11 protein-coding genes are annotated in these 13,208 nt (G+C 74.1%); 2 read left to right on the top strand and 9 right to left on the bottom strand.

Annotated features, from left to right (window positions below; genetic code table 11):
• Positions 1-2: 2 nt before the first annotated feature.
• The 6 genes from IW256_RS03630 to IW256_RS03605 all read right to left on the bottom strand — a co-directional run bounded on the left by IW256_RS03630 (position 3) and on the right by IW256_RS03605 (position 5,474).
• Positions 3-224 (bottom strand): Flp family type IVb pilin, encoded by a 222-nt coding sequence (locus tag IW256_RS03630; protein ID WP_231403636.1) that lies wholly within the window; start codon positions 222-224, stop codon positions 3-5.
• A gap of 102 nt (positions 225-326) precedes the next feature.
• Positions 327-1,244, bottom strand: coding sequence for a type II secretion system F family protein (locus IW256_RS03625; RefSeq protein WP_197009590.1), 918 nt, complete (start codon positions 1,242-1,244; stop codon positions 327-329).
• Positions 1,241-2,212 (bottom strand): type II secretion system F family protein, encoded by a 972-nt coding sequence (locus IW256_RS03620; RefSeq protein ID WP_197009589.1) that lies wholly within the window; start codon positions 2,210-2,212, stop codon positions 1,241-1,243. Before IW256_RS03620 ends, IW256_RS03625 begins: the two co-directional genes overlap by 4 nt.
• Positions 2,212-3,513: a TadA family conjugal transfer-associated ATPase gene (locus tag IW256_RS03615; protein WP_197009588.1), complete on the bottom strand. Its 1,302-nt coding sequence runs from the start codon at positions 3,511-3,513 to the stop codon at positions 2,212-2,214. The genes IW256_RS03620 and IW256_RS03615 overlap by 1 nt, the downstream gene beginning before the upstream one ends.
• On the bottom strand, positions 3,514-4,524 hold the full coding sequence (locus tag IW256_RS03610) for a hypothetical protein (RefSeq protein ID WP_231403635.1): 1,011 nt from the start codon (positions 4,522-4,524) through the stop codon (positions 3,514-3,516).
• Positions 4,525-4,526: 2 nt separating this feature from the next.
• Complete coding sequence (locus tag IW256_RS03605; RefSeq protein ID WP_197009587.1) at positions 4,527-5,474, bottom strand: hypothetical protein; 948 nt, start codon at positions 5,472-5,474, stop codon at positions 4,527-4,529.
• A gap of 423 nt (positions 5,475-5,897) precedes the next feature.
• Between IW256_RS03605 and IW256_RS03600 the strand changes: the two genes are divergently transcribed.
• Positions 5,898-10,490: an FtsK/SpoIIIE domain-containing protein gene (locus IW256_RS03600; RefSeq protein ID WP_197009586.1), complete on the top strand. Its 4,593-nt coding sequence runs from the start codon at positions 5,898-5,900 to the stop codon at positions 10,488-10,490.
• A gap of 67 nt (positions 10,491-10,557) precedes the next feature.
• Here IW256_RS03600 and IW256_RS03595 read toward each other — a convergent pair whose 3' ends face one another.
• The 3 genes from IW256_RS03595 to IW256_RS03585 form a co-directional block, all read right to left on the bottom strand.
• The gene (locus IW256_RS03595) at positions 10,558-11,226 is read right to left on the bottom strand and encodes an exonuclease (RefSeq protein ID WP_231403633.1); all 669 of its coding nucleotides are present in this window, start codon (positions 11,224-11,226) and stop codon (positions 10,558-10,560) included.
• Between the two features lie 205 nt (positions 11,227-11,431).
• Positions 11,432-11,701 (bottom strand): WXG100 family type VII secretion target, encoded by a 270-nt coding sequence (locus IW256_RS03590; protein ID WP_197009585.1) that lies wholly within the window; start codon positions 11,699-11,701, stop codon positions 11,432-11,434.
• Between the two features lie 510 nt (positions 11,702-12,211).
• A complete protein-coding gene (locus IW256_RS03585; RefSeq protein WP_197009584.1) occupies positions 12,212-12,748 on the bottom strand; it encodes a hypothetical protein in 537 nt (178 codons plus the stop codon).
• Positions 12,749-12,873: 125 nt separating this feature from the next.
• Between IW256_RS03585 and IW256_RS03580 the strand changes: the two genes are divergently transcribed.
• The gene (locus tag IW256_RS03580; protein WP_197009583.1) at positions 12,874-13,116 is read left to right on the top strand and encodes a type B 50S ribosomal protein L31; all 243 of its coding nucleotides are present in this window, start codon (positions 12,874-12,876) and stop codon (positions 13,114-13,116) included.
• The last annotated feature ends 92 nt before the right edge of the window (positions 13,117-13,208 follow it).

Below are 13,208 nucleotides of genomic sequence, written 5' to 3'. Positions count from 1 at the left end.
GGCTACTCCGTCCGGATGCTGTTGGCCTTGTTGACGATCAGGTTCCGGATCGTCGCCCCGATCGTGATCGCGATCACCGCGAGGATCGCGGTGATGATCGCCCATTCGATCGCCGAGGCCCCCTTGCTGCGGTCGGGCTCGGCGCGCAGCCGCGCGATGCGGCAGCCGAGCAGGGCCCGCAGATAGACGACGGCCGGGTCGTTCCAGGGATTCATCGGACCCATCTCTCCTCCTTCAAGGGCTTGGTCATGCTCCGCCTCCTCGTGGGGGGACGACCCCCCACACCCCCCGACACAAGCAGGCGCGCATGCCCTCGCTCCGCTCCGTCATGCCGCCATCACTCTCATCAACGCGGGATAGGCCAGGAAGACCAGGAAGGCGGCGCAGAGCAGGAGCTGGGCGACGAGCATGGACTGGGAACGTTCGCCCGCCTTGCCCTCCAGTTCCGACAGCTCGCGGCTGCGCATCGACGCCGCCCGGGCGGACAGGGACTTGCGGATCTGGGCGCCGTCGTCGGCGACCAGGGCCAGCGCTCCGGCCAGGTCCCGCAGCTCGGCGATGTCCAGCTCGTCGCCGAGGCGGCCCAGCGCCTGCCAGGGGGTCTGGCCGGTGATGCGGGCGCTGGACAGGGCGTCCCGGATGCGGCTCATCGCCCAGCCGTCGCCCACGCCCGACGCCGTCATCAGCGCCTCGGGGACGCCGCGTCCGCCGGCCAGGTTCATCGACACCAGGTCGAGGAACGCCCCGACGACGTGCCGGAAGTCCTGCCGCCGCCCCGCCGCCTCCTGCCGGAGCTGCATGTCGGGAAAGAAGAAGAACAGCACCGCGAAGAACACGCAGATCCACACCGGGACCTGGAAGGACACCCCGGCGCCCAGCAGCGCGAAGTAGGCCACCACGACCGGGATGAACAGCAGCGCCGCCGCCGGGAGCAGGAACTTGGTGGCCAGGAAACCTTCCAGCGAGCGTTCGGTGATGGCCAGGTCGGCGCGGACGGAGCGCAGCTTCCAGCCGCGCGACTCGCAGTACCGGGCCAGCTCCCGGCCGACCTTGGCGCGCAGCCCGCCGACACGTTCGAGGGTGGGCGAGATCCGCCCGGCCCGGGCGTCCTCCAGGTCGCGGCGGCGGGCGGCGTCGAACGCGGCCAGCCGCGCGGCCAGGCCCGGCCGCGCCGGGAAGAGGGCCCGGACGAGCAGGTAGAGGCCGGCGCCCACCAGGGCGCCCGCGAGCATCGGCCCCGTCACGAGGCACCACCCCCTCCGGCGTCCATGGTGTGGCGCCCGCGAAGGACGTTCGGGGCGCCCTTGGCCTGCCACGCGGCGACCGTGGTGGGCACCTCCCCGGGAACGCCCGGGCGGGCCTTACGGGACGTGCTGAGGAACCGGCTGGGCATCTCGTACCTGGCCAGGCGGCGCAGCCACATGAACCCCGCCCCGTACAGCGCGATCACCAGGCACAGCACCAGCTGGCCGAGGAAGTCGTCGTACGGCTCGACGTAGGAGTGGTTGAAGACCGCCAGCCCGATCGCCGTCCCGACCGAGACGCCCACCACGATGCGGACGCTGCGGCGGGTGGCGCGCCGGTCGGCCTCCACGCGGCGGCGCATGTCCAGTTCGGCGCGGGCGGATCCGGCCAGGGCGCCGAGCATGTCGCGCAGGCCCGGGCCGCGCAGCTTGGCGTTGAGGATCAGCGCGGCGATCACCAGGTCGGCGGACGGGTCGTCCAGGTCGTCGGCGAACCGGCGGAGCGCCTCGGGCATCGGGACCCGGGTGTGCAGCCGGTCGACCAGCGTGCGCAGCGGCTGCCGCAGGACGGGCGCGGACGCGCGCAGCGACGCCGGGATCGCCTGCTCCAGCCCGACCGCGCCGGCGATGGTGTCGCGCAGCGACTCGGTCCACGCGGCCAGCGCCTCCAGCCGCGCCATGCTGCGGCGCTCCTCGGCGGCGCCGCCGGCCAGGCCGTTCCAGGCCAGGACGAGCACGCCGGTGCCGACGGCGGCGATCGGCCAGCGGGTGACGACCAGCACCGCCAGCCCGACGATCATCGCCAGCGCCGTCCGGGTGCTGAGGGTCCGCACCAGGTCCTCACGGCTGCGCCCCCGGGACGGGCCGGACCGCGCGGGCAGCCCGCGCAGGGCCAGGACCAGCAGCAGGGCGCCGCCGCCGCACAGCGCGCCGGCGAGCACGGCGAGGAGCACGTCGGGCGCGTACATCACCAGCCACCCCCCGCGGCGACGTCGTACCCGAACTCGGCCAGCTCGTCGGCGCAGGAGATCGGCGCGGCCGGGACCGCCACGCCGTCCGGGCCGAGCGCGAACACCTCCGACGACAGCACCCGGCCGTCGCAGCCGGTGACCTCGCGGACGCTGGCGACGTACCGGCGCAGCCGCCCGCCGCGGGCGTAGTCGTTGCGCTTCTCGATGAAGACCACGAAGTCGATGGCGCCGGCGATCAGCATGTGGGTGGCCTCGACCGGCAACCGCTCCTCCGACTGGATCGCGTACGTGGCGATCCGGTTGAAGACCTCCATCGAGGAGTTGGCGTGGATGGTCGACAGCGACCCGTCGTTGCCCTGGGTCATCGCGTTCAGCATGGTGACGATCTCGTCGCCGAGGACCTCGCCGACGATGACCCGGGAGGGGTTCATGCGCAGCGACCGGCGGACCAGCTCGGCCATCGAGATCGCGCCCTGCCCCTCGGAGTTGGGCAGCCGCTGCTCGAACGCCACGCAGTTGGGATGCAGCTCGGGGAAGGCGTCCAGGCCCAGCTCCAGGGCCCGCTCCACGGTGATCAGCCGTTCGTACGCGGGGATCTCGTTGGCGACCGCGCGCAGCAGGGTGGTCTTGCCCGCGTTGGTGGCCCCGGCGATCATGATGTTCTTGCGGGCGTGCACGGCGGCCTTGAAGAAGTGCCCCACCTCGCTGCTGAACGTGCCGTTGCCCACCAGGTCGGACAGGAACACCTTGCCCAGCCGGGCGCGCCGGATCGACAGCGCGGGCCGCACCGTCACGTCCATCACCGCCGACAGCCGGGACCCGTCCGGCAGCCGCAGGTCGAGCTGCGGGTTCGCGGTGTCGAACGGGCGGGACGACAGCCCGCTGTAGGCGGCCAGGATCTGGATCAGCTCGACCAGTTCCTCGTCGCTCTCGGCCACCGGCTCGCCCATGACCTCGCGGCCGTCGGCGTAGCCGATGAAGACCCGGTCGCAGCCGTTGATGTCGATGTTCTCGATCTCGGGGTCCTCCAGCAGCGGCTGGAGCCGGCCCACCCCGAACAGCGCCGCGTGCACGCCCGCGGCCAGCGCCTCCTCCTCTTCGGCGTTGGGAGGGCGGCGGCCGGCGGTGATCTCGCCGCGCGCGTACTCCTCCAGCACCTGGCCGATCAGGGCGCGGGCGAACTGCCGTTCGTCCTCCCCGGTCATCGGGGCGAGGCCGGAGGAGGCGTCGAGCCGGCGCTGTTGCGCCAGCCGGTCGCCGACCTCCTGGCGCAGCCGCTTGACGAGGCCGTGGTCCACCTAGCGCCTCCCCTCCTGGTACTGCGGCGCGGACGCCGGCGGCCCGGCACCCTCCCGGGACGGGTGGGAGGCGGGCGGCGGTGAGGTGTACGGCGGCGACTGCCCGAGCGCCCCGGCTCCGGGGCCGCCGGGCCCGGCCGGTGAGCCGTCCGGGACGGCGCCGGCGGGGCCCGGGGCGGTGGCGAGGCGGCCGGCCAGCGTGCCCGCGACCTCGCGCGCCGAACGGATCAGCAGGGACCGGTCGAGCCGCCCTCCCCAGCGGCCCGACAGCAGCTCCGCGCCCTTGGGGTCGAGCGCCAGCCCGCCCAGCACGGTCACCGGCGGGGGCACGGGGCCCGGCTCGGAGACGGGGCCGTCCGGGCCGTTCAGGCGGTGCTGGGCGCTGGAGATGATCCGGTCGACCTCGGCGATGGAGGCGCGGAAGTCGCGCGGATCGGCCAGCACGATCACGCCGATCGGCGGCCCGCCGCGCAGCTCCGCCGTCAGCGCCGACACCCGTTCGCGCAGGTGCGCGACCTGCTCCAGGGTGGCGCGGGTGAACAGCACGACCATGTCGGCCTCGCGCATGAGGTCGTTCAGCGGCGTGCCGGCGCCCAGCCGTCCGCAGTCGGCGAGCACGTCGACCGGGGCGAGCCCGGCGAACGCCCGGCCGAGCGGCCCCCACAGCCAGGTCATGCCCTGGGCCTGCTCGGCGCTGGTGATGCCGACCAGGACGTCCAGCCCGCCGACCAGCCGCTGGCAGTGCTCGGCGATCTGCTCGGGGCGCAGGCCGCGGCGGGCGGTGGCGGCCAGGCTCAGCAGCCCGCGGGACGGGTTGAGCATGCCGCCGTCGCGGGCGGCGCCCCGGCCGGCGGTGTCATCCGCGGCCGCGGGCAGCCGGTAGACCAGGTCGCCGCCGGCCTGGTCGCACTCGGCGACCAGGACCGGACGCGGCCAGACCGCTCCGAGGGCGACGGCCGCCGTGGTGACGCCCGGCGCCCCCTTGTCGGCCGCGAGCGCGATGAGTGCCACGGTCAGTCCCCGCCCGTGCCGGTGGGGACCCGGGCGCCGCCCTGGCCCGTCTGCCCGCCGTTCTGCCCGCCGTTCTGGCCGGGGGTCTGCCCGGGGGTCTGGCCGCCGTTCTGGCCCGGGTTCTCGGTGGTGCCGGGCACGGGCGAGCCGTCCTGCGGCGTCCGCCGCTCCGGCCCGGTCGCCGGCTGCTGGGGCTGGCCGCCCTGCACCCGGGTGCCGTCCGGGATCAGCGCGATCGCGATCGAGCCGGCCGAGGCCGCCTGGGTGACCTGCGGGGCCTCGCCGGGCGGGACCGCCACGTCCACGGTCGTCTGGTCGCCGCGCAGCCGCTGCCGGTCGCCGCCGTGCGAGACGCCGACGACGATCGCGTCCGCCGACAGCACGGTGCCCGCGCGCGGGCCGCCGCCGTTGCCGCCGCCGACCGCGTACAGGCTGACCCGCTTGCCGGTCTGGAGGCCCCGGGAGGGGAACTGGCCGGGCTTGAGCGCCAGGCCGACGACCAGCCGGCCCTTGGCGGCGTCGTCGGTCCGGCTGACCATCTGGTTGGTGAGCAGCGCCCCCTGCACCAGCGGGACGGCGGCATACGCGCGGGCCACGTCGCCCCGGGCCGTCCAGTTGATGTAGTAGTCGGCGCCGGTGTCGCTGACCTGGACCTCTTCCAGGGCGCTGAGCGGGATCCGCTGACCGGCGGCGACCGGCTGCGCGATCCGGATCGCCGCGACCCGCTGGCCGCTGGCCATCACCAGGTAGGCGCTGGTGAGCGCGCCGCCCAGGATGAGGAGCACGGCGAGCGCGGCGAGGGCCGGCTTGCGCTCGCGCGGCGCGGACGGGAGCCGCTGACCGCCCGAGGCGCCCAGCCCGGACCGGCCGAGCCCTTCGGCCCCGCCTCCCGGAGTGGTCGCGATGCCGCCCGCGACGGCCGTCTGGTTGGACTTCATCGCGCTGCCCACCCGCTCCTTTCCCGCCCCGCGGTCCTCGCCCCCCGCGAGATCCCCGCTTTCACCGGGCGATCCATGCTTGCGGTGCCGATGAGGTCACGTCAATGGATTCGGAGAGGTGAAGCCGGTCCGTAACGTGATGTAACGCGATGACCAGGATCGACGTTGATCACTTCCGTTCTTACGCACAGTCACAGAAATCACTGACAGCGCCGGAAAGGCTTCTGTTGTCATGGCCGATATGCCGACCGTGACACATCATGTCATCCCAGTTGGGAGCATGTGCGGGCCACGGCGGTACCGGACGGCGCGCGGGCGAGTGCGCCGACCGCCCTCCGGCCCGGTCCAGGGTAATTAAGCTGAGCCGAGCGGCGGCGCCGTTCACGCCCGGGCACATCGGCGGACCAGGATCGACGGCGCCCGAGGGAGGACTGAATGCGGATCTCGTTCACGGCGCTGACCGGTCAGGGTCCCCGGGATGTCGTGATCGACGTCGATTCCGAGGTGACCGTCGGCGGCGTCGCCCGGTCGCTTTTCGCCGCTTTGGACGGTGACCCATCGCCGAATGGCCGGTCAGGTCCCTTGAAGCCGCGCTTTACGAAAGCCGCACTGCCGAAGTCGATGGCGGCGGGCGGCGCCGGAACGGCGACCCGGCTCGGCACCGACGGCGGCAGCGGGCACCCGGGCCCGGCGCCGGGTCCGGGCGGTGAGCGGCACGCGCTGTGGATGGACGGCCGGATGCTCGACCCGCACGCCCGGGCCGTCCGCGAGCTGCGCGACGGCGCGGTCGTCGCGGTCGAGCGGCGCGCCGCCGCCGCGACCGTCCTGGCCGAGCCGGCCGGCCTGGTCGAGGTGCGGGTGGTGGCCGGCCCGGCGGCGGGCTCGGTGCACCGGCTCGGGCTGGGCGTCAGCACGCTCGGCTCCGGCGACGACGTGGACGTGGCGATCGGCGACCCGGCGGTGCCGGCCCGCTCGCTGCGGCTCACCGTGGGCCGCGACACCGTCCAGGTCGAGGCGTCCGCAAGGACGGCCGGGGGCGCGCTGCTGGACGGCGAGCCCCTCACCGGCCCGGTCACCTGGCCCGCCGGGGGCATGCTGGCCGTGGGCTCCACCATCCTCACGCTGGTCCCGAGCGCCGCCCCCGACACCCATCTGGAGCCGCTTCCCGAGGGCGGGCTGGCGTTCAACCGCCCGCCCCGGCTCAACCCCGCCGGGCGCAGGCGCCGCCTGGAGGTGCCCAAGCGGCCCGAACGCAATCCGCGGGAGCGGCTGCGGCTCTTCGGCGCGCTGCTCTTCTCGGCCTTCGGCCTGGTGATGGCGTTCGCGCTGGGGCAGTGGTGGTGGGCGCTGTTCGCGCTCGCCTGGCCGGTGATGACGGTCGGTGAGTGGGTCGGCGACCGGCTGCACGGGCGCAAGTCGTACAAGAAGGCCCTGAAGGAGTACCAGGCCAGGGCCGCCGAGTTCGGCGGCGAGCTGGACCGGCTCCGCCGCGAGGACCAGGCCGAACGGCGCGCCGCGCATCCGGACCCGGCCGAGGTGCTGCTGACCGCGACCGGCCCCCGGCGGCGGCTCTGGGAACGCCGTGCCGCCGACCCCGACACACTCCACTTGCGCCTGGGGCTGGCCGACCTACCCGCCCGGATAGAACTCGTCGGCGCGGGCAGCGCCACCGACCCCGAACTCGGCGACGTGAGCGTGCCCACGGCCCACCTCGTGCCGGTCTCCCTGCCGCTGCCCGACCTGGGCGTGGTCGGGCTGACCGGCCCGCGCCCCGCCTCGCGCGCCCTCGCCCGCTGGCTGGTCGCCCAGGCCGCCGCCCTGCACAGCCCCCGCGACCTGGCCATCGTCGTCCTCAGCGCCGACGAGGCGGCCGGCGACGACTGGAACTGGGTGCGCTGGCTGCCGCACTGCGCGCCGCGCGAAGGCGAGGACTGCGTGGCCCTCGTCGGCACCGACCCCGAATCGGTCGCGCACCGCGTCACCGAACTCGCGATCCGGGTCACCGAGCGGCGCCGCGCCGCCCAGCCCTCCGCCGGTCACTTCGGCCAGGCCGCGCCCGCCGACGCCGTCCCGTACAACATCCTGATCGTGCTGGACGGGGCGCGTGCCCTGCGCCGCGTCCCGGGCATGCCGATGCTGCTGTCGCGCGGCCCCGAGTACGGCCTGTACGCGATCTGCGTGGACGACGAGGAACGCCTCCTGCCCGAGGAGTGCACCGCCGTCGCCGCCTGGGACCCCGACGGCCCCGAGACGCTGCGGCTGCGCGGCCAGGGCCTCGACGTGCTCGGCCCCGTCCTCGCCGACCAGGTCTCCCCCGCCTGGGCCGACCGGGTCGCCCGCGCCCTCGCCCCGGTCCGGGACGTGTCCCGGGAGGACGCCGAGGACGCCATCCCCGCCGACGTCCGGCTGCTGGACCTGCTCGACATGGCGAGCCCCACCGCGGAGCACGTCCTGGCCGCGTGGGCGCGCAGCGGGGGCCGGACGACCCGGGTGCCGGTCGGCGTGGGCACCGACGGCACGTACGAGATCGACCTGCGCGCCGACGGCCCGCACGGCCTCATCGCCGGCACCACCGGCGCGGGCAAGTCCGAGCTGCTGCAGACCCTCATCGCGTCCCTGGCCGTGGCCAACCGGCCCGACGAGATGACGTTCGTGCTCATCGACTACAAGGGCGGCGCCGCGTTCAAGGACTGCGCGAGGCTGCCCCACACGGTGGGCATGGTCACCGACCTGGACGGCCACGCCACCGAGCGCGCCCTGGAGTCGCTGGCCGCCGAGCTGCGCCGGCGCGAGGAGATGCTGCTGCGGGCCGGCGCCAAGGACGTCGAGGACTACAACGACCTGCGGGCCCGCACCCCCGGCCTGGCGCCGGTGCCCCGCCTCGTCCTGGTCATCGACGAGTTCGCCGCCATGGTCGCCGAGCTGCCCGACTTCGTGGCCGGCCTGGTCGACATCGGGCGCCGGGGCCGTTCCCTCGGGGTGCACCTGATCCTGGCCACCCAGCGTCCCGCGGGCGTCGTCACCGCCGACATCCGCGCGAACACCAACCTGCGCGTCGCCCTGCGGGTCACGTCCCCGGACGAGTCCACCGACGTGCTCGACGCCGACGACGCCGCGGGCATCTCCAAGTCGACCCCCGGCCGCTGCTACGTCCGCTCGGGCGCCTCGGAGCTGCACGTCCTCCAGTCCGCCCGGGTCGGTGGGCGGCGCCCGGGGAGCCGGGACGACGTCCGCGCCACCGCGCTGCCCGTCCCGTGGCGGGGCCTGGGCCGGCCGCTGCCCGCTCCCCGCGAGGCCGCCGACGACGCCACGATGGTCACCGACCTCGCCGTCCTCGTCCAGGCGGTCGACGAGGCCGCCCGCCGCGCGGGGATCGCCCGCCAGCCCTCCCCCTGGCTCACGCCGCTGCCCGAACGGGTCCGGCTGACGCCCCGTACCGCCGCCGGGGGCTCGGTGGTGGACGTCCCCGCCATCCCGTTCGGCATCACCGACCTGCCCGCCGCGCAGAGCCGCGAGCCCCTCACCCTGGACCTGTCCGGCAGTGGCCACCTCTACCTCGCGGGTTCGGCCCGGTCGGGGCGTTCCACGGCCCTGCGCACCCTCGCCGGATCCCTCGCGGGGGCCTGCTCGCCGTACGACGTCCACCTGTACGCGATCGACTGCGGCGCCAACGCGCTGCTCCCCCTGGTCTCCCTCCCGCACTGCGGCGCCGTCGTCACCCGCGACCAGCTCGACCGCTGCGAGCGGCTGCTCACCGCCCTGGCCGCCGAGGTGGCCCGGCGCCAGCAGCTCCTCGCCGAGGCGGGGTTCGCCTCCCTGGCCGAGCAGCGCGCCGCCGTGGCCGCCACCGACCGGCTCCCCTGGATGGTCCTGATGCTGGACCGCTGGGAGGGGTTCGTCGGGGCGTTCGAGAACTACGACTACGGCCGCCTCGTCGACGCCGTCCTGCGTCTCCTGCGCGAGGGCGCCTCGGTCGGCCTCCGCGCCGTCTTCACCGGCGACCGCACCGGTCTGAGCGGCCAGGTCTCCACCGTCTTCGACCGCCGCCTCGTCCTGCGGATGGCCGACCCCACCGACTACGGCTACGCGGGCCTCCAGGAGAGGCAGGTGCCCGCCTCGATGCCGCCGGGCCGCGCCCTGGAGGTCACCGCTCCGGGCCTGCCCCTGCGCGAGTCGCAGATCGGCCTGCTGGGCGACGACCCGTCCGGGACGGCCCAGGTCGCGGCCCTCCAGGAGCTGGCCCGCGCCTGCGTCGCCCGGTACGGCCGCCTGCCCCGCAGGCAGCGCCCGATCCATGTGGACGAGCTGCCGGTCCGCGTCACCTACCGGGAGGCGATGGCGCTGGACCAGGACTTCCTGGCCCCGTCCCCGCTCTGGACCCTGGTCGGCGTGGGCGGCGACACCCTCGCCCCGGTCGGCGCCGACCTCCTCAACGAGGGGCCGGGGTTCGTGGTGGCGGGGCCGCCGCGTTCGGGCCGTTCCACGACGCTGCGGACGATCGTGCACTCGCTCCTGGACCCGGCCGTGGCGGGCGGTCTCGTCCCGGTCGTGCTGGTCACCCCGCGGCGTTCGCCGCTGCGCCTCCTGGCCGGCCGCCCGGGCGTCCTGGGCCTGATCACCTCCGACTCCGAAGCCGACGACCTGCTCTCCCTGGTCGGCGACGAGCACCGCTACGTCGTCGTGGTGGACGACGCCGAGCTGCTCGACGAGACCGAGCTGGACGACGCCCTCCGCGACATCCTCCGCACCGCCCGCGACGGCGAGCACGCCGTCGTCATCGGCGGCACGACCGAGGACCTGGGGCGGGGCTACCGCGGTTTCCTGTCCGACGCCCGCCGGTCCCGTTCCGGCGTCCTGCTGTCGGTGGACTCCCCCGACGACGGCGACCTCTTCGGCCTCCGCCTCCCGAGGAACGCCTCCCTGGGCGGCCCCACGGGCCGTGGCCTGTTCGTGGCGTCGGGAGCCACCACCGGGATCCAGGTGGCCCTCCCGCCGCCTGTCAGCGGGGACGCCGACCCGGGCCGCTGAGCCGGGCCGCCGAGCGAGACGCCGAGCCGGGCCGTCGAGCCAGGCGCCCACGAGGCCGGGCCGTGCCTCAGGCTTCGCCGTCTCCGGCCGTCGCCTCCCCTGCTCCCCTTACCTCTCTTGCCTCGGGTGCCTCTCTTGCCTCCCGTACCTCTCGTGGTTCCCCTGCCTCCGCCTCGCCGGGCGGTGCCTCACGGGACGCGAGCACGGCCTCGAAGACGGCGGCCAGCTCCGCCGCGTCCTCACCGGCGTGGTGGGTGTGGGGCACGCCCGTGAGCTCGAGCCGCTGCTTGATGACGCTCTTGCGGCTGCCGGCCCACTCGCACCCCTGGAGCCCCATCCAGTAGCTCCGCAGGTCGATCCCGGCCCCGCTCGCGCTGAACGGGCTCTTGCCGAGGAAGCGATGGAAGTACCAGTGGACGAACATCCCGTCGAACACGGCGGGCCCGGCCAGGAACACCGGACGCCCGATCCGGCGCAGCCCGTTGATCCACTTCGCCGCGGCGGCCATGGCGTCCTCCGCCGCGGGCGCCTCCCGGAGCAGCCGGTCCCGGTCGAGTCCCGACACCGCCAGCGCCGCCGGGACGAAGTCGTCCGAGATCGGCCGCAGCTCGGTGTAGAACGTGAGGCCGGGCCGCCCGACGACCGCCATGCCCAGCGAGATCATGCTGTAGGGGCCCGGAATCGGCCCGTCCGCCTCGACGTCGACGGCGATGTACAGCTCCGGCAGCTTCTCCATGGCGCCCGAACCTACGCAGGCTCGCCTGGCGGGGACCACCGAATATCGCCCGCCGCGCGTCGGGGGCACGGGCCACAAGGGCTCGACTCAGGGCCACAAGGGCACAAGGAGGGCCACAAGGGCACAGGGGCGCAGGGGGCAAAAAAAGGCGCGGGCCCCGGCCTCGGGGGGATGGGCCGGGACCCGCGGTCCAGGGGAGGCGGCGCTAGCGCGTGGCCGCCTCGATGTTCTGCTGGGAGCGCTTGATGTCCTGGCTGCCCTGCTCCAGCGCCACGGCCATCTTGTCGAAGGCGGTCTTGGCCTCCGCCCACGCGCTGCGGAAGCGGTCGGCCTGCGGCCCCCACCAGATCTCCGAGCTGCTGACGGTACGGCCGTTGAGGTCCTTGATCAGCGCGTCGAGGTTCCGGGAGTGCTTGCTGAACATCCGGGACAGATCTTCCAGCGCCCCGATGCTGGCGCCCCTCTTGTCGGTCATGGTCGACCCTTTCGTCGCTGGAACGTCCTCAGGCCGTACGGATGCTTTCCAGTAATGCCGCCAGCTTACGACTCATCGTTCGCGGTTATCCAGCCGAGCATGGAACGTTGGTTGACGATTCTGCCGCATTCGGGCGGACCCCGACTGACCGGATGCGGCCATGCTACCGCTATCGGCGCACCGCTTCGACGGCTTCCTCCGAAGATCTCGCGGTCGCACTACTCGCACCCTGACGGGACAAATTGCCCATGGTCAAGAAAATCGCAGGTGATGCAGGTAGAGCCCGATGTAAACGATCTTTAAGGCATTCACTGAAGGTCCGCCGGGCACCGCTCATAAGGTGAGAATGACCATGCGAAACGCACGTGCGAATGCACGGCCGCGATCACACTGCACCCCCGGACGGCCATGCCCGACCGCGACCTTGACGGGCGCCGGGACAGGGATGGAGACGGGAACGGGGGCGGAGGCGGCGACAAGCGTGAGACGGCTTCGCGGCGGGTTTCCGGTTCAGCGCGGGTCGGGGTCGTTGAACGGGTGCGCGCCGGGGTCCATGACACGCTCACCGGTCAGGGTGATGCGTTCGCCACGGGTGACGAACTCGAAACTGCGGCGGACGGACTGGGTGACCTTGCCGGTCTCGTACCGGACCTCGGTGTGCTCGACCGCTTCGAGGGTGATGCGGTCGCCGACCCGGACGGCGCGGGCGCCGGCGAGCCGGGTACGGGCCCCGGTGTACGCGGGGCCGCCCTCGACCGGGGCGCGGTTGCGGGTCTCCAGCTCGCGTACGGCGCGCTCCTGGACGCGGGCCACCCCGGGTGCGATGGCGACGCCGAGGATCTCGTCCGGCAGGCGCCGGTGGTCGTGCCGGTTCTGCTGGACGAGCGCCTGCGAACGGGCCTGGAGCAGGGTGCGGGCGGCCACGGTGAGCTGCCGCTCGGTCTCCGCGTCCACCCGCGGCGGCCCCTCCCCGAGCGCGGAAGAGGCGGGCGCGGCGCAGCCGGCCATGGCGAGAACCAGGCCCAGGCGCGTCCAGTGCCGAAGCATGAGACTCCCGGTCGTCGGCTGATCCCCCGCGAAGATACACCGGCCCGCGGAGGAACGGGAGACCATGGAATGAAAACGGTTATCACTGTGTTCAGGCGGGTGTACCGATCCAGCCGGAGGTAGCGATGAAGAAGAACACCCACCCCGAGTACCGGCCCGTCGTGTTCCGTGACCGGGGCGCGGACTTCGCCTTCCTGACCCGGTCGACGGCCACCGCCGAGCAGACGGTCGAGTGGGAGGACGGCCGGACGTACCCCGTCGTGGACGTGGACGTCTCGTCGGCGAGCCACCCCTTCTACACGGGCCGTACCCGGCTGCTGGACTCGACCGGAGCGGTCGAGAGGTTCCGGCGGCGCTACGGACGCTGACACCGGACGTAGACCCGGACGCAGGCACCGGACGCGGACAACGGTCACACCGGACGTACCGGACGTCCCGCACGCGGGCACCGGACGCGGGT

This window comes from Actinomadura viridis (genome assembly GCF_015751755.1).
GTDB lineage: Bacteria > Actinomycetota > Actinomycetes > Streptosporangiales > Streptosporangiaceae > Spirillospora > Spirillospora viridis.
Note: the sequence above shows the minus strand (reverse complement) of the source record. Positions and strands in the feature narration are given on the sequence as shown.